12 protein-coding genes are annotated in these 18113 nt (G+C 69.9%); 5 read left to right on the forward strand and 7 right to left on the reverse strand.

Translation table 11 applies throughout. From position 1 onward, the window contains the following. Positions 1 to 282 precede the first annotated feature (282 nt). Positions 283 to 1557, forward strand: a complete 1275-nt coding sequence (locus ACJMNC_RS05380) for a hypothetical protein (protein WP_408946913.1) — start codon at positions 283 to 285, stop codon at positions 1555 to 1557. Continuing rightward, positions 1554 to 2921: a lipase family protein gene (locus tag ACJMNC_RS05385; protein WP_408946914.1), complete on the forward strand. Its 1368-nt coding sequence runs from the start codon at positions 1554 to 1556 to the stop codon at positions 2919 to 2921. Before ACJMNC_RS05380 ends, ACJMNC_RS05385 begins: the two co-directional genes overlap by 4 nt. A 75-nt stretch (positions 2922 to 2996) precedes the next feature. Here ACJMNC_RS05385 and ACJMNC_RS05390 read toward each other — a convergent pair whose 3' ends face one another. From ACJMNC_RS05390 to ACJMNC_RS05410, 5 genes are all read right to left on the reverse strand, one after another. Next, positions 2997 to 4874, reverse strand: coding sequence for a YhgE/Pip domain-containing protein (locus ACJMNC_RS05390; protein ID WP_408946915.1), 1878 nt, complete (start codon positions 4872 to 4874; stop codon positions 2997 to 2999). Between the two features lie 84 nt (positions 4875 to 4958). After that, the gene (locus tag ACJMNC_RS05395; protein WP_408946916.1) at positions 4959 to 6377 is read right to left on the reverse strand and encodes a carboxylesterase family protein; all 1419 of its coding nucleotides are present in this window, start codon (positions 6375 to 6377) and stop codon (positions 4959 to 4961) included. Between the two features lie 10 nt (positions 6378 to 6387). Further along, positions 6388 to 6651, reverse strand: a complete 264-nt coding sequence (locus ACJMNC_RS05400; protein ID WP_408946917.1) for an alpha/beta hydrolase fold domain-containing protein — start codon at positions 6649 to 6651, stop codon at positions 6388 to 6390. 41 nt (positions 6652 to 6692) lie between these two features. Further along, positions 6693 to 8036, reverse strand: a complete 1344-nt coding sequence (locus ACJMNC_RS05405) for a spinster family MFS transporter (protein WP_408946918.1) — start codon at positions 8034 to 8036, stop codon at positions 6693 to 6695. Positions 8037 to 8209: 173 nt separating this feature from the next. Beyond that, entirely contained in the window at positions 8210 to 10543 is a 2334-nt protein-coding gene (locus ACJMNC_RS05410; protein WP_408946919.1) for a DEAD/DEAH box helicase, read from the reverse strand. 337 nt (positions 10544 to 10880) lie between these two features. On the opposite strand from ACJMNC_RS05410, the gene ACJMNC_RS05415 reads away from it, so the two are divergent. Together ACJMNC_RS05415 and topA are read left to right on the forward strand one after the other, a co-directional pair. Beyond that, positions 10881 to 11462: a hypothetical protein gene (locus tag ACJMNC_RS05415; RefSeq protein ID WP_408946920.1), complete on the forward strand. Its 582-nt coding sequence runs from the start codon at positions 10881 to 10883 to the stop codon at positions 11460 to 11462. Positions 11463 to 11700: 238 nt separating this feature from the next. Continuing rightward, positions 11701 to 14772 carry a type I DNA topoisomerase gene (gene topA, locus ACJMNC_RS05420; RefSeq protein ID WP_408946921.1) on the forward strand — a complete coding sequence of 1024 codons (3072 nt, stop codon included), beginning with the start codon at positions 11701 to 11703 and terminating at the stop codon, positions 14770 to 14772. 22 nt (positions 14773 to 14794) lie between these two features. On the opposite strand, the gene ACJMNC_RS05425 is transcribed toward topA, so the two are convergent. After that, a complete protein-coding gene (locus ACJMNC_RS05425) occupies positions 14795 to 16369 on the reverse strand; it encodes an adenylate/guanylate cyclase domain-containing protein (RefSeq protein ID WP_408946922.1) in 1575 nt (524 codons plus the stop codon). A gap of 105 nt (positions 16370 to 16474) precedes the next feature. On the opposite strand from ACJMNC_RS05425, the gene ACJMNC_RS05430 reads away from it, so the two are divergent. Continuing rightward, a complete protein-coding gene (locus ACJMNC_RS05430) occupies positions 16475 to 17746 on the forward strand; it encodes a DNA polymerase III subunit delta' (protein WP_408946923.1) in 1272 nt (423 codons plus the stop codon). A 21-nt stretch (positions 17747 to 17767) separates the two neighbouring features. Here the strand turns inward: ACJMNC_RS05430 and ACJMNC_RS05435 are convergent, their stop codons facing one another. After that, a complete protein-coding gene (locus tag ACJMNC_RS05435) occupies positions 17768 to 18049 on the reverse strand; it encodes a response regulator transcription factor (RefSeq protein ID WP_408946924.1) in 282 nt (93 codons plus the stop codon). Between the last annotated feature and the right edge of the window lie 64 nt (positions 18050 to 18113).

Here is an 18113-nt window from a genome sequence, read left to right on the forward strand (position 1 = left end):
GCGGGTGAATGGTGCCGGCGCGTGCGATCTGCGATTGCGGGTGTGGTCTGTTCGGACCATTCCGGTTGAGACGCCCATCACGGCGGCGTCTCATGTCGGTGATCCTGGAAGTGCTGTCGGCGCCCCGGTCACGCTGCGCGTATCGGAGATCGGACGCCGGCGACGACGATCAGAGCCTTCTGACTTTCGAGTAAATACGAAGTGACCAGGGCATTACGGCTGTGGTGTACTTACCGCCGCGTCGGGGAGGACAGCCTTCCATCGTCGTACCCAGAGGACCCCATGTCATCGATCAGCCCCGGTGGCCGCAGCGGACTGTTCCGCAGCGCCGCCCTCGCTCTGGCCGCAGCCCTGGCCATCGGCGTCGCTGCCGCCACGGCCTCGCCGGCCGCCGCCGCCCCGCTGCAGCAGTACCTGAATCTGCCGACCGTCAACCGGGACGCCGCGCACGGCCCCGGTGGCATCCATCCGGCGTTGCCCACCGACGTGCCGACGCTGAAGAAGCTGCTCGATCAGGCGCGCAGCAGCGGCGTCGCGCCCACCTCGTACCGCGCGCTGCTGCTGCAGTACTGGCTCGCCGACACCACCCGCGCGGCCGGCATCGACCTCGAGTCGTGGAACCCGCGGGCCGGCGTCACCGCCAACCGCGGCAACCTGATCAAGTCGTACCGTTACTACGAGGATCTGCAACTGGCGCACCGCGAACTGCAGTGGGCGGGTATGGCCGGGATGGTCGGCGCCGACTTCGGCGGCGGCCTGGCCGACTTCGAGCTGGCCACCGACGTGTACCAGTTCGCGCGGTTGCAGCCGATCGCCAATGCGATCGTCACCGAGACCAACCGCACCCTCGGCCCGGTCTTCGTCGACAAGCTGCCCACCGGACTGCGTGCACTGGCGCGGGTGGGCGCGGTGATCTCGGCCGCCGACCTGCGGCATGTGCAGGCCGACATCCTGGTCATGCAGAAGAACATCTTCACCGACCTCATGCCCATGCACCGTGCTTACGTGCGCGGCGGTCTGCCGGCGCTGCGCGAGATGCACACCGCCGGACTGATCGGTGACGAGATCCTGCAGGCCTGGGAGCAGATCGCCTCCAAGGAGCCGGCCGCGGTCGCCGCCGGCAACGCCCGACTGCTGCAGCGCGAACAGGGCGAGGTGATCAAGGACCAGTGGGATGCCGTCCGCGGCTACAAGGGCGACGTCGGCGAAGCGCTGACCTACGCGACCACCATCGCCGGCTCGCCGTCGGTGGCCGGGGTGGTGCCGCCGCGCTCGTTCCGGTCGCTGCAGGTGAGCGGAACCGGGCCCGACGGCCGCACCGCCACCCTGACCCTGCCGCTGGCCGACTGGAACTGGTCGGTGTATCCGGAGCGCTGGGACTACATCACCTCCGAGCTGCTCCCCAAGTACAAGGACCTGGTGGACCATCACTGGGGAACCCTCCGCGCCCAGCTGCAGGTGCCCTATGAGCAGCAGTTCGAATCGCACCGTCCGATCTGGAACATCGCCCCGACCCTGCAGTCGGCGCTCGAGACCATGAAGGTGACCTACCAGTGACCAGCACCCTGCACACCCGCGCCCGCGGACTCGTCCTCGCGGTGACCGCCGCGCTCGCCCTGACGCTGGCCCTGGTGCCGTCCGCCGCCCCGGCTACGGCCGCACCCAAGCAGCCCAACCGCACGCCGGGTCTCGACGAGGTCTTCAACGGCTACGTGCTCAGCACCCTGCGCGACGGCCGGATCGCCGGACCCGACGAGATCATCGAACCGCTGCGCAACGACGATCCGTTCTACGCCGAGCCACGCCTGAAGGCGTCGGACACCCCCGGCACCCTGCTCAAGGCGAAGAAGGTCAACGTCCAGTTCACCGGAGTGCAGCCCGCCCACCTCGATGCGTGGAAGACGATGTTCGTCACCACCGACCTGCAGGGCGAGCGGGACATCAGCACCGGCGTGGTGATGATCCCGCGCGACGGCCGGAAGAACAAGCAACGCAAGGTCATCGGCTATCAGATGGCCAACGACAGCGTCGGCGCCTACTGCCATCCGTCGGCGATGTGGACCGGCTCCGATCCGCTCGACGGCGCATCGTGGTCGGCGCTCGGACCGCTCGCACTGCTCTTCGACCGCGGCTATGCCGTCGTCATCTCCGACGTGGGCAACAACGCCGACCCCAAACCGCACGGGGTCTTCGCCGGCAAGTACAACGGCATGACCACGCTCGACGGTCTGCGCGCATCGATGAACGCCCCGGCGATCGGACTGTCCGCGGATGCCCCGGTGGGACTGTTCGGCATCGCCGGAGGCGGGGTGGGCACCGGCTTCGCCTCCGAACTCGCCGACGGCTACGCACCGGAACTCGACATCCGTGCCTCGGTGCTCGAGGGCATGGTGCCGAACTACAAGAACTTCATCGCCACCGCCGACGGCTCGGTGGGCTCGGCCTTCGCACTGGCCACCATTCTGGGACTGGAACCGCACTATCCGGAGATGCGGGTGGACGAGCACCTGACGCCGGCCGGCAAGGCCATCGCCGACGTCTACCGCACCCAGTGCCAGAGCCCGGCGTACTTCACGCTGCCCTTCGTGCCGATGTCCACCCTGTTCAAGGGGCAGAACCCGGCCGACATCCCCGCCTTCCAGCGTGCCTACCGGGACAACGTCCTCGGCCGGACCGGGGTGCCGCCGGCCAGGAGCCGGACGCTGATCGCGTCCTGCCGGGCCGACGATTCGCCGATGTCGCTGGTGCCGGCCGCCGACTCGCGCACCCTGGTCCGCAACTGGCGGGCCAAGGGCGCCCAGGTGGACTACCAGCCCACCGACTGCAGCATGGTCAAGTTCTTCACCGACCTCTACGGCTGGGGCACCGACCTGCTCGGCATGCAGACGATCGACTGGCTCGACGCGAACCTGAAGAACTGAGTCCGCTCTCCTGATTCCGGAAAGCTGTGGGGCGCACCGCGGTAGCGGTGCGCCCCACAGCCGTCATGCCGTCGGTCAGGCGGGTTCGGGCACGCTCTCGTCCGGGGCCGCCTCCTCGGCCGCGAGCCCCGACTCGTATAGCCTGCGGGCCGCCGCCACCGCCAGCAGATTGACGACGGCCGCCGCGGCGCCGATGCCGATCAGGGTGAGAAAGGCGCTGCCGAAGCCGGGTGTGCCGTTGAACGCGGCGATCATGCCGTCGCGCACATAGGTGAGCGGACTGATCGGATGGAGGATCCGGAACACCGCGGGCAGTGTCTCGACCATCCAGATGCCGCCGTAGGCGAAGATCTGCAGCATCAGACCGGCCAGCGAGGTCACCGCGCCCCCGACGTAGCCGAACACGGTGAACAGGATCGATGTCAGGGTGACGTTCATCAGCGTCGCCGCAGCCGCGATCAGGATCACCTGGCCCAGAGACGCCGGCGACGGGGAGGGGCTCAGCGTCAGCCAGAGCACGCCGCCGACGACGGCCATCGCGGCCAGTGAGACGGCGCCGACGGCCGCGGCCCGGCGCAGCACCGTCGCGATGGTCGGCGGGGCGTCGTCGTCGGTCAGGTAGCGGTGCGCGCGGAACGACAAAAAGACCGCGATCACCACCAGACCGGACGCGAAGATCAGCATGGTCGGGGCCCCGCCGGGGCCGTTGTTCTGCGCCACCGCGAGGTTCGTGGAAGTACTCGTCACCGGGGTGCTCAGCAGACTCGCCAGCGACTCGCGGGTGGCGTCGTCGCTCAGCTCCGGAGCCGAGGCGGCACCCGTGGCCAGGCCGTCGTGCAACTGGTTGGCGCCGTCGTCGACCTGGTGGATGCCGTCACGGAGGCGGTCGGTGCCGTCGGTGAGACTCACTGCGCCGTCCTCGAGCTGGCGCAGGCCGTCGGTCAGCGTACCGGTGCCGGCGTGCAGTTTCTGGCTGCCGGTGACCAGTTGGTCGACGCCCGAACGGTAGCGCGCTGAGGGATCGGTCAGTTCGGTGGCGATCTGCCGGCTGCCGCTGCGCAGCTGTTCCAGGCCGTCGAGCACCGCCGTGATGGTGCTGAAATCCATTCCCGGAGCGGCTTTTTGCGCCTGGTTCAGGGCCGTGGTGAGCGCCGCGACATCGACCGAACCCACCAGCGACTCGATGCCGTCGGCCAGCTTCGTCGCACCGGCGCCGAGGGTGTCCGTGCCGGCCTGCAGTGCCACGGTACCGTCGGCGAGCTGCCCGGCGCCGTCGTCGACCTGCTCGGAGCCGCGGGCCGCCGAGCTGATGCCGGGGGCGAGCTGGGTGGCCACGGAGTCGGCGAGTTCGTCGGCGCCGCTGCGGAGCTGGCCGGTGCCGTCGGCGAGGGTGCCGGAGCCGTCGGCGGCGGTGCGCAGACCCCCGCCGAGTGCGTCGACGCCGTCGAGGACGGTGCCGACGGTGGTGCTCGAGACGCCCTCGAGGACCGAGGCGCTGATCTGCGACATCGCCGCCGCGCCGATACTCGACGCCTTGAGGGTGTTGTTGTCGTTGTAGGTGACCGTGATCAGCGCGGGCGCCACGGTGGCGTCGCCGATCTCCGACAGCGTCTTGCTGAAGTCCGCGGGGATGTCGATGGTGAAGTAGTAGTCACCGTTGCGCAGTCCCTCACCGGCCGTCGCGGGATCGACGATCTCGAAGTCGAGGGCACCGGACTTGACCAGGTTGGCCGCCACATCGGCGCCGGCCTGGACCTTCTCGTCGCCGTCCCCGATCGGCTGGTCGGCGTTGACGATCGCCACCGGCATGTGCTTGACCGTCTTGGTCGGATCCCACATCACCCACATGTAGAGGGCGGCGAAGGCGAGGGGGACGACCACCACGATCGCCAGCAGCAGGCGAGCGAGGCGGGATCGCTGAACGCGCGACCCCCGGCTGTCACCAGTACTCATGTCGTTCGTCACCTTTCCGGGGTGCAGTCCTGTGTAAACAGGGATATTTCAGATCGCTTCAGAGTAGAGGCAGCATGACGTAAGTTACAAGTCGGTACGAATGTGAGGGCCGATACCAGAGAATCGGACATTCGTCACTCGGGCCGCGGCGGGTTCGTGCACCCGGAATAGTCCGTCGATCTCGCGGGGAGTCTGCCCGTTCCGGGCGAAGTCGGCCCACATCCGCCGCAGCAGCCGCCCCTTCTCGTGCACCTGCGTCCACGACGATCCGGCCAGCAACGGGGTTGCGCGCCAGGCGGTCTCGTCACCGAGCAGAAACGGAAGCTCCGTGCCGTGGGCCGATCGGAGCGGATTGCGGCGCGGCCCCCAGGCCACGCGGTAGCGGACGACCCGGCCACCGGCCCGCCGGTGGATCCGGGCGAGCCGGTCGATACCGCGGTCGTAGATCAACTGCCCGCCGGCGCCGACCACCGCCGCGGTGATCGCCCGCCCGAGTAGCGGAATCCGTTCGGCCCGGCGCAGCACCGGCACGGACTGCCGGATCTCGTCGAGCAGGAACGCCGCCTCGCGGGCCGTGGAGCCGATCAGCAGATCGATCGCGGGGGCGACGGCCCGGTGGGCGGTGCCGGCCTCGCCGGCCGCGGGGAGCGGATGCGCACCGAACTGCGGCCGCATCGGCATGCTGCCGATGAGCGGCCCGAACTGCGCGGCGGTCTCGGTGACGGTGCCGTACCCGGCGAGAACCTCGTCGACGGTGCTGCCGGAGTCGAGATGCGCAGTCGCGGCTGCTGCGGCGCGGCTCATCTCCGGCCGGTCCCAGGGGATGCCCAGTGGCGGGCTCTGAAGGATCGCCCGGCGGAACAGCCCGGCGGTGCCGTCGGCGATCATCAGCCGGGCGATCGCCTCGGCGCCGGCGGAGTGGCCGAACAGCGTGACATTGTCGGGGTCGCCGCCGAACGGGGCGATGTTCGCCGCGATCCAGCGCAGACCGGCGATGAGGTCGAGCAGGCCCAGATTGGCCGGTCTCGGCCCGGTGCTGTCGAGATCGCCGAGGAAGCCGAACAGGCCGAGGCGATACTGCATGTTCACCACGACCACCTGCTGTTCCTCGACCAGGCGGATGGGGCGGTACATGGGCAGGTCGGCGGAGCCGTTGACATACGAGCCACCGTGCACGAAGACCATGACCGGCAGTGCGGCCGGTGGGATCTGGGGTCGGTGCGGCGCCGTGACCGACAGGCGCAGACAGTCCTCGCTCTGCGGTGTCGACTCCGTGCTGCCCGGGAACATGGCGTCCAGATGCGCCGCCGGCGGCTGCGGGCAGGGCGGCGACGAGGTGAGCGCGCGGATCGGCTCGGCCGACGCCGGCAGGGGTGTCGGTGCGGCGAATCGGTCCGCCTGCGCGTAGCGGATCCCGGTGGCGCGCACGCACTCTCCGGCGACCCTGCCGATCACGGTGCCTGCGGCGGTGTGGAACTCGACGGTCTCGGCGTCGTCGATCATCGGCGGGTCCTCATGTCAGCGCCGTCGCGACGAGGCGGTCCAGGTGCTGCGAGGCGACACGGGCCTCCGGGGCCAGTGGATACTGCGGGACGATCACCTCCACGCCGTGCCGGTCGCCGATGCCGGCCAGGAACTTCCAGTGCGCCGGGGTGAGGTCGCGGACGTACGCGCCGCCGTGCAGATACACGATGCGGGCGTCGTCGCTCCCCGGGTAGGGGCTCCGCAGGCGCAGGGCGATGTAGCGGGTGCTCGCGGCATGGCGCAGGCTCGGCATCGCGGCTCTCTCCTTCGTCGGTGGGGGATCGGGGCGGTGGCTCACTCGGCGCGGGCGGAGATCCGTGCCCGGTCGCGGTCGACGGTGCGCGCGGCACCGAACAGTCCGAGCGCGGCGATCAGCAGGGCGGCCGGGAGGACGAACAGCAGGGCGCGATGCAGACCGTAGGCGTCGGCGTTCACTCCGTGACCGGAGGCCTCGAGTGCGTCCGAGAGCATGCCGGTCAGGACCGGCCCCAGGGCGCCGCCGAGCAGGTAGAACGCGGCGAAGAAGATGGCGACCGCCGAGGCGCGGAGCCGGGCCGGATTCACGTCGGCGACGGCGGGCAGGGCCGACGTGTGGAAGAAGTACTGCAGGAACGACACCGCCGAGAGTAGGACCACGAACAGGGCGAGCTGATCCGGCCGCAGGGTGAAGCCGGCGTAGGCCAGCGGGACCGAGATCAGCAGGCTGACGGCGCCGACGAGGATCCTGCCGGAGGCCGACCGGCGGCTCATCCGGTCGGAGACGATGCCGCCGACCACCAGGCCGAGCAGTGCGGCCGCGCCGACGATGATCCCGGAGTAGAGCGCGGCGGTGGTCAGCTCGAGGTCGTAGTAGCGCTGCAGCAGCGGCACGACGAATGTGGTCAGCCCGTACGCCGCCACCTGCACGCCGACGCCGCTCAGCACCAGCCAGCGCATGGTCGGCACCGACAGCACCCGGCGCCAGGCGCTGCGCGGATCGTCGTCGGCCGACTGCTCGGCGGCCGCCATCTCGGCGGTGTCGGCGGCACCGCGCTCGGGTTCTCTGATGCGGAGCAGGAACAGGGCCAGGATCAGGCCGGGGATCGCGGCCACCAGGAACGGGGCACGCCAGGTGCCGAAGGCATCCATGATCGCGCCGGTGGTGACGAAGGCCAGGATGGTGCCGAGCGGGATGCCGAACTGCAGTACCGCCACCGCGCGGGAGCGTTTGGCCGCGGGATACAGGTCGGCGATCAGCGAATTGGCGGCCGGACCGTACGCGGACTCGCCGATTCCCACGCCGAACCGGACGAGCAGCAGCGAGGTGAAACTCCAGACACCGGCGCTCAGTGCGGTGAACAGGCTCCAGATGATCAATCCGACGCCCATGATGACCTGCCGGCGATGGGTGTCGGCGAGGCGGCCGAGCCAGATCCCGGCGACGGCGTAGACGACGATGAACGACGCACTGACCACGCCGACCTGGGTGTCGCTGAGTCCGAACTCGTCCTTGACCGGCTCGATCAGGATGGCCGGCAGCGCGCGGTCATAGAAGTTGATCGTGTTGACCGCGGCCAGCAGAGTCAGAACCCGCCCGGCGTTCGGGGCCTGCAGACCGCTGCGTCCGGCGGTGTCGCTCAGAGCGGTGGTCGGCGTCATCGACCCTCCTCGGTGGTTCGCGTTCGCAGGCGATCAGTGGGTGTGACTCAGATCAAGCAACTTACAAGCCGTAAGATACATCACGTAGGTTGCGGTGGGGGTGAAACGTGGCGGACGATCGCGGCAGAGTCGGCGACCCTGCAAGCGCGAACCTGAGTCGCGACCGGACTCGGTCAGCCGGAGGTCGATCCCGAGAGTCGCTCGATCAACCGCAGCACGGTGATCGCCCCGGCCTTGTCCAGGGGCTCGTTTCCGTTGCCGCACTTGGGGCTCTGTACGCACGACGGACAGCCGTCGCGGCAGCCGCAGGACTCGACGGCGTCGGCGGTGGCGCTGATCCAGTCGCCGAAGGCCTCGAATCCCCGATCGGCGAAGCCGGCCCCGCCGGCGAAACCGTCGTAGACGAAGACCGTCGGCAGACCGGTGCCCGGATGCAGATCGGTCGACAGGCCGCCGATGTCCCAGCGGTCGCAGGTGGCCACCAGGCCCAGCATGCCGATCGCCGCGTGCTCGGCGGCGTGCAGGGCGCCCGGGAAACCCTCCTCCTCGACGCCCGCCGCGATCAGCGCATCCGGAGTGAGGGTGTACATCACCGCGCGAGTGTCGAGCTGGTCCTCAGGCAGATCCAACGGCACCGCATCGAGGATCTCGCCGGAGAAGGCCTTGCGCAGGTAGCCCACCACCTGGCTGGTCACCTGGACCCGGGCCAGGGCCACGGTGAGCGGTCCGTGCCGGCGCTGAGCGAGGGTCTGGGTGATCAGTACCTCGCTCACCTCGCGCGGGGAGGTGGTCCAGTCCGGATCCTCCGGATGGGCCAGCGCCAGCTGATCGTCGAGGTCGAGCTGATCGATCACGAACGACTCGCCCTGGTGCAAGTAGACCGCCCCGGGGAACACCGAGGTCTTGGCGCGGGTGCCGTCGACGGTGCCCAGCAACCGGGAGGTGGTGGTGTCCACGATCAGCACCTGCCCGCCGATCCCGCCGCGGATGTCGATCTGACCGTGCGGATCCAGGCCCGGCGCCGGATACCAGCCGGCCTTGCGGCGCTTGAGCTTTCCCTCCGCGGTGAGCGCCGCCACCAGGTCCGCGGCGTCGAAGGCCGCCACATCGGCCGCGGTGAGCGGAGCCTCGGTGGCCGCACACAGCAGATGCGGACCCAGCACGTACGGATTGGCCGGATCGGTGACGGTGGCCTCTACCGGGCGCTCGAGCAGAGCCTCCGGATGGTGCACCAGGTAGGTGTCGAGCGGATCGTCGCGGGCCACCATCACCACCAGCGAACCCTCGCCGCGCCGCCCCGCGCGCCCGGCCTGCTGCCAGAACGAGGCGACCGTCCCGGGGTAGCCGCCGACGATCACCGCATCCAGTCCACTGATGTCCACGCCGAGTTCGAGCGCATTGGTAGTGGCCACCCCGAGCAGCTCGCCGTCGGCCAGGGCGCGTTCGAGCCGGCGCCGATCGTCGGCCAGATATCCCGCGCGGTAGGCCGCCACCCGGCCGGTCAGGTCCGGGGCGCTCTCGGAGAGCAGCTCCCGGGCCCGCACCGCGGTCACCTCCACCCCGCGACGGCTGCGCTGGAAGCACAGCGTGCGGGCGCCTTCGACGACGAAATCGGCCAGCAACCGGGCGGATTCGACTCCGGCCGAGCGCCGTACCGGTGCATCGTTCTCACCGGTGACCGCCGGACTGAAACCCGGCTCCCACATCGCGACGGTGCGCTCCCCGTGCGGGGACGCGTCCTCGGTCACCGCGACCACCTCGTCGCCGATCAGCCGGGCCAGCGACTGCGCCGGATTGGCGACGGTGGCGCTGGCGCCGATGACCACCGGATCGGCCCCGTACGACCGCGCGATGCGCAGCATCCGGCGCAGAACCAGCGCAGTGTGCGAGCCGAACACCCCGCGATAGTGGTGGCATTCGTCGACGACGACGAAGCGCAGCCGGGCGAAGAACTGCCGCCACCGCTGGTGCCCGCTCAGAATCCCCACGTGCAGCATGTCCGGGTTGGTGAAGATCCATCGCGAATGCATGCGGGCCCACTGCCGCAGCTCGCTGTCGGTGTCGCCGTCGTACATGCACGGCTGCAGATGGGAGAACACAGTCCGGCCGGCGATGGTGCGGCTCACCGACCGCAGCTGATCGGTGCCGAGCGCCTTGGTGGGGGACAGGTACAGTGCGGTCGCGGCAGGGTCTTCGGCGAATCGGGTGAGGATCGGCAGCTGGTAGGCGAGGGATTTGCCGGACGCGGTGCCGGTGCAGATACTCACGTGCCGGCCGGCGGCGGCGTGCTCGGCGGCGGTCACCTGGTGCTGCCACGGCTGACTGATTCCCAGGTCGGTGAAGGCCTGGACCACCTCGGGATGCGCCCACTGCGGCCACGACGCGAATGTCGCGGCCCGGCTGGGAATCACCGACAGGTGGGTGAGCGGACTCGGCTCGTCGGCATCGGTACCGGCGAGCGTCCGCTCGAGGAGCTCGCTGCCGTAGCTGCGTTGTCCGGAATCCATCTGCCCTGCCGCCTGTTCGTTCGCCGACGCGATTCTACGTGCGTCGGATGCCGCCGCAGGAAGGCCTCGATACACCCACCATGAGCGGGTGTGCCTTTGTTGGTGGCCGCGTGCCGCCTGAGGTACGAGGGCCGACCATGGGCGGGTGTGCCTTTGTTGGTGGCCGCGTGCCGCCTGAGGTACGAGGGCGGTGTATCGAGGCCCCCGCCGATGCTGCGCCGGGTCTCGATGCGCACCGTCTAAACAGGCGTGACGCCGATATAGAAGCGTCGAGACCTCCCCGGGGAGGCTGTGTCGCCGGACGCGCCGAGCCGTGCGGCGTCGTAAGGTTCTACAGATGAGCCAGCTGTCGTTGTTCTCCGCGGAGACGGAGGACCCTGCGATCGCGGACCTGGCTGGACTGCTTGCCGCCCAAGGCCAGTCGGTGCACACCGCGACCGGCGCCCGCGTCTCGGTGGTGGTGCCCGCCGCGTGGCGCGCCACCGCGATCTGCGCCGAGATCCTGCGCACCGGGCTGGCCGCCGAGGACACGGTCTCCGAGGAAGGCACCCCGATCGCCCGCAGCGAAGTGACCCCGCGGCTCACGGCGCTGCACCGGCAGTGGTCGTCGGGTGCGGTCAAGTCGGTGCCCGAGGGCTGGCTGCCCAGCCCGCGGGCGCTGCGGCTGTGGGTCATCGCCGCCGGCGCACCCGACGGCGTGCACTATCAGCTGGGTCTGGACCCGAGCGCCCCGGACACCCATGCGCCGCTGTCGACCGCACTCATGCGGGTGGGGATCGCCCCCACGCTGGTGGGGGTGCGCGGGGCCAATCCGGCGCTGCGCATCACCGGCCGCAAACGTCGGACCCGGCTGGTCGAGACCGTCGGCGAGCCGCCGGCCGGACTGGACGCGGCCGCCGCCTGGCCGACCCCGGACTAGGGTCCGGCCGCCGGCGACACGGCGAGATCCGAACCCGGTCATCGCGCGCCGGGGCAGGCTAACGATGCAGGTGGGATGCATAGGGACCTATGCCCCTAGTCGTATCGAATGAATTCGAACACCGATGTGCAGAAGCAGCGTTACATAAGGTACAACGGCAACGAGAAGTACTTACGTACAGGCAGCAAGCAGTACTACGTACGGGCAACGAGCAGCGAAATCTATCCGAAGGGCACCAGTGGCCGCCACCGACACCGATTCCCCCGCCGTGCGGCGTCTCGTCATCGTCGAGTCACCGACCAAAGCACGCAAGATCGCGGGCTACCTCGGCGCCAACTACATCGTGGAATCCTCTCGCGGGCACATCCGCGACCTGCCGCGCGGCGCCGCCGACGTGCCCGCCAAATACAAGGGACAGCCGTGGGCCCGGCTCGGTGTGAACGTCGACGAGGGCTTCGAGCCCCTCTACGTGATCTCCGCGGACAAGAAGTCCACCGTCTCCGAGCTCAAGGCCCTGATGAAGGACGTCGACGAGCTCTACCTGGCCACGGACGGTGACCGCGAGGGAGAGGCCATCGCCTGGCATCTGCTCGAGACCCTCAAGCCCAAGATCCCGGTCAAGCGGATGGTCTTCCACGAGATCACCGAATCGGCCATCCGGGCCGCCGCAGAAAACCCCCGTGAACTGGACATCGACATGGTCGACGCCCAGGAGACCCGCCGCATCCTGGACCGGCTCTACGGCTACGAGGTCTCCCCGGTGCTGTGGAAGAAGGTCATGCCGAAGCTCTCGGCCGGCCGCGTCCAGTCCGTCGCCACCCGCATCATCGTCGAACGTGAACGCGAGCGGATGGCCTTCGTCTCCGCCGACTACTGGGATCTGGCCGCCACGCTCGACGCCGGCGCCGACGCCAGCCCGCGCACCTTCGGATCACGCCTGGTCTCGGTGAACGACGACCGGGTGGCCACCGGTCGCGACTTCGGCCCGGACGGCAGACTCCGCAAGACCGACGGCGTGCTGGTCCTGGGCCGCGAGCAGGCCTCGGCCCTGGCCGCCGCCCTCGAAGGGGCCGCTCTCTCGGTGACCTCCGTCGAGGAGAAGCCGTACACCCGCCGCCCGTACGCGCCGTTCATGACCTCGACCCTCCAGCAGGAGGCCGGCCGCAAGCTGCGCTTCTCGTCGGACCGCACCATGCGCATCGCGCAGCGGCTCTATGAGAACGGCTACATCACCTACATGCGAACCGACTCGACCACACTGAGCGAGTCGGCCATCTCCGCGGCCCGCTCCCAGGCCCGGGACCTCTACGGCGCCGACTACGTGCACCCCACCCCGCGCCAGTACACCCGCAAGGTGAAGAACGCGCAGGAGGCGCACGAGGCGATCCGCCCGGCCGGCGACAGCTTCCGCACCCCCGGCCAGGTGGCCTCGGCCCTCGACACCGACGAGTTCCGGCTCTACGAACTGATCTGGCAGCGCACCGTCGCCTCCCAGATGGCCGACGCCAAGGGCACCACCATGAGCCTGCGGATCGGCGGCACCGCCACCACCGGCGAGCAGGTGGTCTTCGCCTCGTCCGGCCGCACCATCACCTTCCCGGGCTTCCTGTCCGCCTACGTCGAAACCGTCGACGATCAGGCCGGCGGGCAGGCCGACGATGCCGAGAACCGGCTGCCGAATCTGGTGCAGGGGCAGGCGCTCACCGCCCGCGAGCTCGTCGCCGACGGGCACAGCACCAATCCGCCGGCCCGCTTCACCGAGGCCTCGCTGGTCAAGGTGCTCGAAGAGCTCGGCATCGGCCGGCCGTCGACCTATGCGTCGATCATCGGCACCATCCAGGACCGCGGTTACGTGGTGAAGAAGGGCAACGCCCTGGTCCCGTCGTGGGTGGCCTTCGCCGTCGTCGGACTCCTCGAAGGCCACTTCGAATCGCTGGTCGACTACGACTTCACCGCCTCGCTGGAAGACGACCTGGACCAGATCGCCTCCGGTCACGCCGACCGCACCCGCTGGCTCAGCGAGTTCTACTTCGGCGGCGACGGCTCCGACGCCGGTGACGACGCCGCCGGCGCGATCGCCCGGGTCGGCGGCCTCAAGAAGCTCGTCGGCGTGAACCTCGAAGGCATCGACGCCCGCCAGGTGAACTCGATCCGGCTCTTCGACGACTCCGAGGGCCGTCCCGTGTTCGTCCGGGTGGGCCGCTTCGGCCCGTACCTGGAACGGAATGTGGCCGCACCCGACGCCGAACCGGACCTGCAGCGCGCCAACCTGCCCGCCGACATGACCCCGGACGAGTTGACCCTGGAGGTGGCCGAGAAGCTCTTCGCCACTCCGCAGGAGGGGCGCGTGCTGGGCAACGACCCGGTGACCGGCCACCAGATCGTCGTCAAGGAGGGGCGCTTCGGCCCGTACGTGACCGAGATCCTGCCGTCCGAGGACGACGACGAGGGCGACGGCCCGGCCAGTCCGGTGCCGACCATCCCGGCCGGTCCCACCCCGCGCGACCCGGAGGGCGGTGCCGCCGCCGGCGGCACCGGTGATCAGGTGGTGCCGCTCGACGACCTGCCGGCCGCCGGCGGTGTCGCGACCGCCAAGAAGGCGCCGGCCAAGAAGGCCGCCGCCCGGAAGGCGGCGGCGAAGAAGGGCCCCAAGCCGCGCACCGGTTCGCTGCTGCGCTCGATGGACATCGCCACCGTCACCCTCGACGATGCGCTTAAACTGCTCTCTCTGCCGCGGGTGGTGGGCACCGATCCCACCTCCGGCGAGGAGATCACCGCCCAGAACGGGCGCTACGGCCCGTACCTGAAGAAGGGCAGCGACTCGCGGTCGCTGGCCACCGAGGAGCAGCTCTTCACGGTCACCCTCGACGAGGCCCTCAAGCTCTACGCCGAGCCCAAGCGGCGCGGCCGGGCCGCGGCGGCACCGCCGCTGCGCGAGCTGGGCAACGACGAGGCCAGCGGTGCGCCGATGGTCATCAAGGACGGGCGTTTCGGTCCGTATGTGACCGACGGCGAGACCAACGCCAGCCTGCGCAAGGGCGATGAGGTGGCCACCATCACCCCGGAGCGGGCGATGGAACTGCTCGCCGATCGCCGCGCCAAGGGGCCGACCAAGAAGCGCGCCGCCAAGAAGACTGCCGCGAAGAAGACGGCCGCCAAGAAGACGGCGGCGAAGAAGACGACCGCGAAGAAGACGGCGGCCACGAAGACCACCGCCACGAAGACCGCGGCGAAAAAGACGGCGGCCAAGAAGACCACCGCCAAGAAGACTGCGGCCAAGAAGACGGCGGCCAAGAAGACCGCGGACTGACCGGACCGGCCGCGTGGCCGGTTCAGCCGGCGGGATCGTCGTCGAGCGTGTGCAGCAGCGCGTGCGGATCGGGCGGCGGCACCGGATCGTCGAGGATCGGCCGGGCCAGCAGCGTCTCGATGCCGCGGCCACGCAGTTCCACGCCCTCGCCGACCAGCCAGTGATCGGCCTCGTCATCGCCGGCCAGGAACACCGCCCGAGCCGAACCGAGGACCCGGGACTGTTCGTCCTTGGCCAGTTCGGTGAGCCGGGCGGCCTCGTTCACCGGGTCGCCGATCACCGTGTACTCGAGGCGCTGCTGGGCTCCGATGTGACCGGCGACGGCCTTGCCGGCCGAGACGCCGATCCCCATGTCGACGTCACCGAGCCGGCGGGCAAGCTCCACCCGCAGTTCGCGGGCCGCCGCGAGCGCATCGCCGGCGAAGTCCTCGCTGTCGAGCGGGGCGCCGAAGATGGCCAGTGCCGCATCGCCCTGGAACTTGTTGACGAAGCCGTTGTGCCGGCCGACCACCTCGACCACGATCTGGAAGAAGTCGTTGAGCAGACCGACGATCTCGCGCGGCGGGCGGCTCACCGCCAGCCGGGTGGAGCCGACGATGTCGACGAAGAGCACACCCACGTAGCGTTCCTCGCCGCCGAGCTCGGTGCCGGTCTCGATGGCCCGGCGCGCGACGTCCTCACCCACATAGCGGCCGAACAGGTTCCGCAGTTCCTGCCGCTCGCGCAGATCGTCGACCATCTCGTTGAAGCCGGCCTGCAACAGCCCCAGATCGTTGCCGTCGAAGACCTTCACCGCCACATTCAGATTGCCGGCCCGCACCTGGCTCAGCGCCATCCGCATCTGCTTGATCGGATCGGTGATCGAGCGGACCAGCCGGACGAAGGCGAGTAGCCCGAAGATGATCGCGGCCACCGCCATCCAGAGGATCGGCCGCTGCAGCTCCTCGGGCGTCGCCTGGATGAAGTGGGTCCGCTGGAGGCTGATCAGCAGGATGATGACCAGCATCGGGACCGCCACCGAGACCGCCCAGAAGACCCCGATCCGGGTGGTCACACTCGGCGCCGACGCGGTCGCCGGGTCGTTGGCCATCGCCGTGACGGTGATCGGCCGCAGCACCTTCTCGGCCTGCATGAAGCCGAGCACCGCGGTGACCACCGCGCCCACGGCGCTGGCGATCGCCACGATCACCGCCTCACGGTCGGAGTTCTGCAGGGCCAGCAACGACAGCAGAACCCCGCCGATCGTCCACAGGCTCAGGTTGACGACGGTGAGCAGGGTCGGCAGCTGCAGAGCGCGTTTGCGGGCGGCCTTGTCGTCGGGCCGCGAGCGCCGTCTATGCCAGATCAGCACCGGCAGGGTCAGCCGGATCGAGGCCCAGCCCCCCATGATGATCGCCAGCACCAGATAGGCCAGGAACGCCGCCTGGACGTCGAGGTTGATCTGATTGAGCGCGATCGCATCCGACTGCGGCATGCCGAACCGCAGAAAAGCGGCCGTGAAGAGCGCGCCGATCAGGTTGGCCCGCAGCATGTCCAGCGCGAGGATCGGCCACGGCGTATGCAGAAGCCAGCGCATCGTGTGCACTGTCCTGGCCATCCGCGAGCGGTTCCTCACCACAGATCCAAAGTACCGGGGTGCTTGCAAGAGTTAAACGTTTTGCGGGTGGCGGAGAAGTCTGAACTGGGGCTTAGGCTGGGGGATGTGACAAATGTCTTCGACCGGCTGATCGGCCAGCGCGCACTCGCCGACGACCTGATCGCCGCCGCTGCCGCGGCCCGCACGGTGGCCGCCCGGTCCGACGAAGCCGCCGCCGGTGCGGTGTCGATGTTCGGCGACGACGAGGTCCCGGTTCCCTCCGGGTCGGCGATGACCCACGCCTGGCTGTTCACCGGGCCGCCCGGCAGCGGTCGCTCGGTGGCCGCCACCTGTTTCGCCGCCGCCCTCGAGTGCACCGACCCCGAGGAGATCGGCTGCGGCCGCTGCCGGGCCTGTACGACGGTGATGGCCGGAACCCACGGCGACGTGCGGCACATCGTGCCGGAGGGGCTGAGTATCTCGGTCAAGCAGATCCGCGACATCCTGCAGGTCGCCGCCCGCCGCCCCACCACCGGCCGCTGGCAGATCGTCATCGTCGAAGACGCCGACAGGCTCAGTGAGAGCGGGGCCAACGCCCTGCTCAAGGCGGTCGAGGAACCACCCGAGCGCACCGTGTTCCTGCTCTGCGCGCCGTCGGTGGCCCCCGAGGACGTCTCGGTGACCATCCGGTCGCGCTGCCGGCACGTCTCGCTCACCGCTCCCGACACCGCCGCCATCGCCGGGGTGCTGATCGAGCAGGACGGGATCGACGCGGACCGTGCCCGGTGGGCGGCGGGCGTGGCCGGCGGGCATGTGGGCCGGGCGCGGCGTCTGGCCGTCGACGAGACCGCCCGGCACCAGCGGGAGCAGGCGCTGCGGCTGGCGCGTGCGGCCACCCGGGAGTCGGAGGCCTTCGCCGCCGCCCAGGGGCTGCTGGCCACCGCCACCGAAACCGCCGCCGCCATGGCCGCCGAACTGAACGAGCCGGAGAAACAGGAACTGCTCACCGCGCTCGGCGCCGGCGGCACCGGCAAGGGCACCGCCCGGCCCCCGCGCGGCACCGCCGGGGCGATCAAAGAACTCGAATCCCGGCAGAAGGCGCGGCAGACGCGGATGAGCCGCGACGTGCTCGACCGGGCGCTGGTGGACCTGGCGGCCCTGTTCCGCGACGCGCTGGCGCAGTCGATGGCCGCGCCGGTGACCATGATGCATCCGGACGTCGCCGACGATCTGGCCGCGCCGATGGGCCGCTATGCCGGCCCGGAGCGGATGCTGCGCTGCATCGAGGCGGTGCTGGTGTGCCGCGAGGAACTGGCCACCAACGTCAAACCGAAGTTCGCCCTCGACGCGATGATGGTGCGCCTGGGCCGGGAACTGCGCCAGCGGCCGGCGAGCTGACCGCCGCCGGCCGGGTCGCGGTCACCACTCGTCGAGACTGGTGTAGCCGTCCTGGACGGCCCGCGCGAAGAGCGCCGACTTGCTGCTCGCCGCACGGCCGACGGCGGCGTACTTGGTGCGGATCCGGACGATGTGCGTACTCACCGTCGACGCGCTGATGAACAGCTCGCGCGCGGCGTCCTCCTTGGACTCGGCGCGCAGCCACGCCATGAGCACCTCCACCTCCCGGGGGGAGAGTTCGGGGCGGTTCTGGCTCCACGCAGAAACGTGGTCGGGAACGGGCCGGGGAGCGGTGTCGATCATGGCGGAACCTCTTCAGTGCGAAGGATTGTCGTACAAGTGGATGAAGTCAGCCTGATACCTCGGG

This window comes from Gordonia sp. VNK21 (genome assembly GCF_046098115.1).
In the GTDB taxonomy this organism is placed as follows: Bacteria; Actinomycetota; Actinomycetes; order Mycobacteriales; family Mycobacteriaceae; genus Gordonia.

Bases quoted from the DNA above. Each gene is read 5' to 3' on its own strand.
- ACJMNC_RS05435 (WP_408946924.1), bottom strand. From the start codon at position 18,049: ATGATCGACACCGCTCCCCGGCCCGTTCCCGACCACGTTTCTGCGTGG.
- ACJMNC_RS05410 (WP_408946919.1), bottom strand. From the start codon at position 10,543: ATGGATTCCGGACAACGCAGCTACGGCAGCGAGCTCCTCGAGCGGACG.
- ACJMNC_RS05425 (WP_408946922.1), bottom strand. From the start codon at position 16,369: ATGGCCAGGACAGTGCACACGATGCGCTGGCTTCTGCATACGCCGTGG.
- ACJMNC_RS05400 (WP_408946917.1), bottom strand. From the start codon at position 6,651: ATGCCGAGCCTGCGCCATGCCGCGAGCACCCGCTACATCGCCCTGCGC.
- ACJMNC_RS05380 (WP_408946913.1), top strand. From the start codon at position 283: ATGTCATCGATCAGCCCCGGTGGCCGCAGCGGACTGTTCCGCAGCGCC.
- ACJMNC_RS05395 (WP_408946916.1), bottom strand. From the start codon at position 6,377: ATGATCGACGACGCCGAGACCGTCGAGTTCCACACCGCCGCAGGCACC.
- ACJMNC_RS05405 (WP_408946918.1), bottom strand. From the start codon at position 8,036: ATGACGCCGACCACCGCTCTGAGCGACACCGCCGGACGCAGCGGTCTG.
- ACJMNC_RS05415 (WP_408946920.1), top strand. From the start codon at position 10,881: ATGAGCCAGCTGTCGTTGTTCTCCGCGGAGACGGAGGACCCTGCGATC.
- ACJMNC_RS05390 (WP_408946915.1), bottom strand. From the start codon at position 4,874: ATGAGTACTGGTGACAGCCGGGGGTCGCGCGTTCAGCGATCCCGCCTC.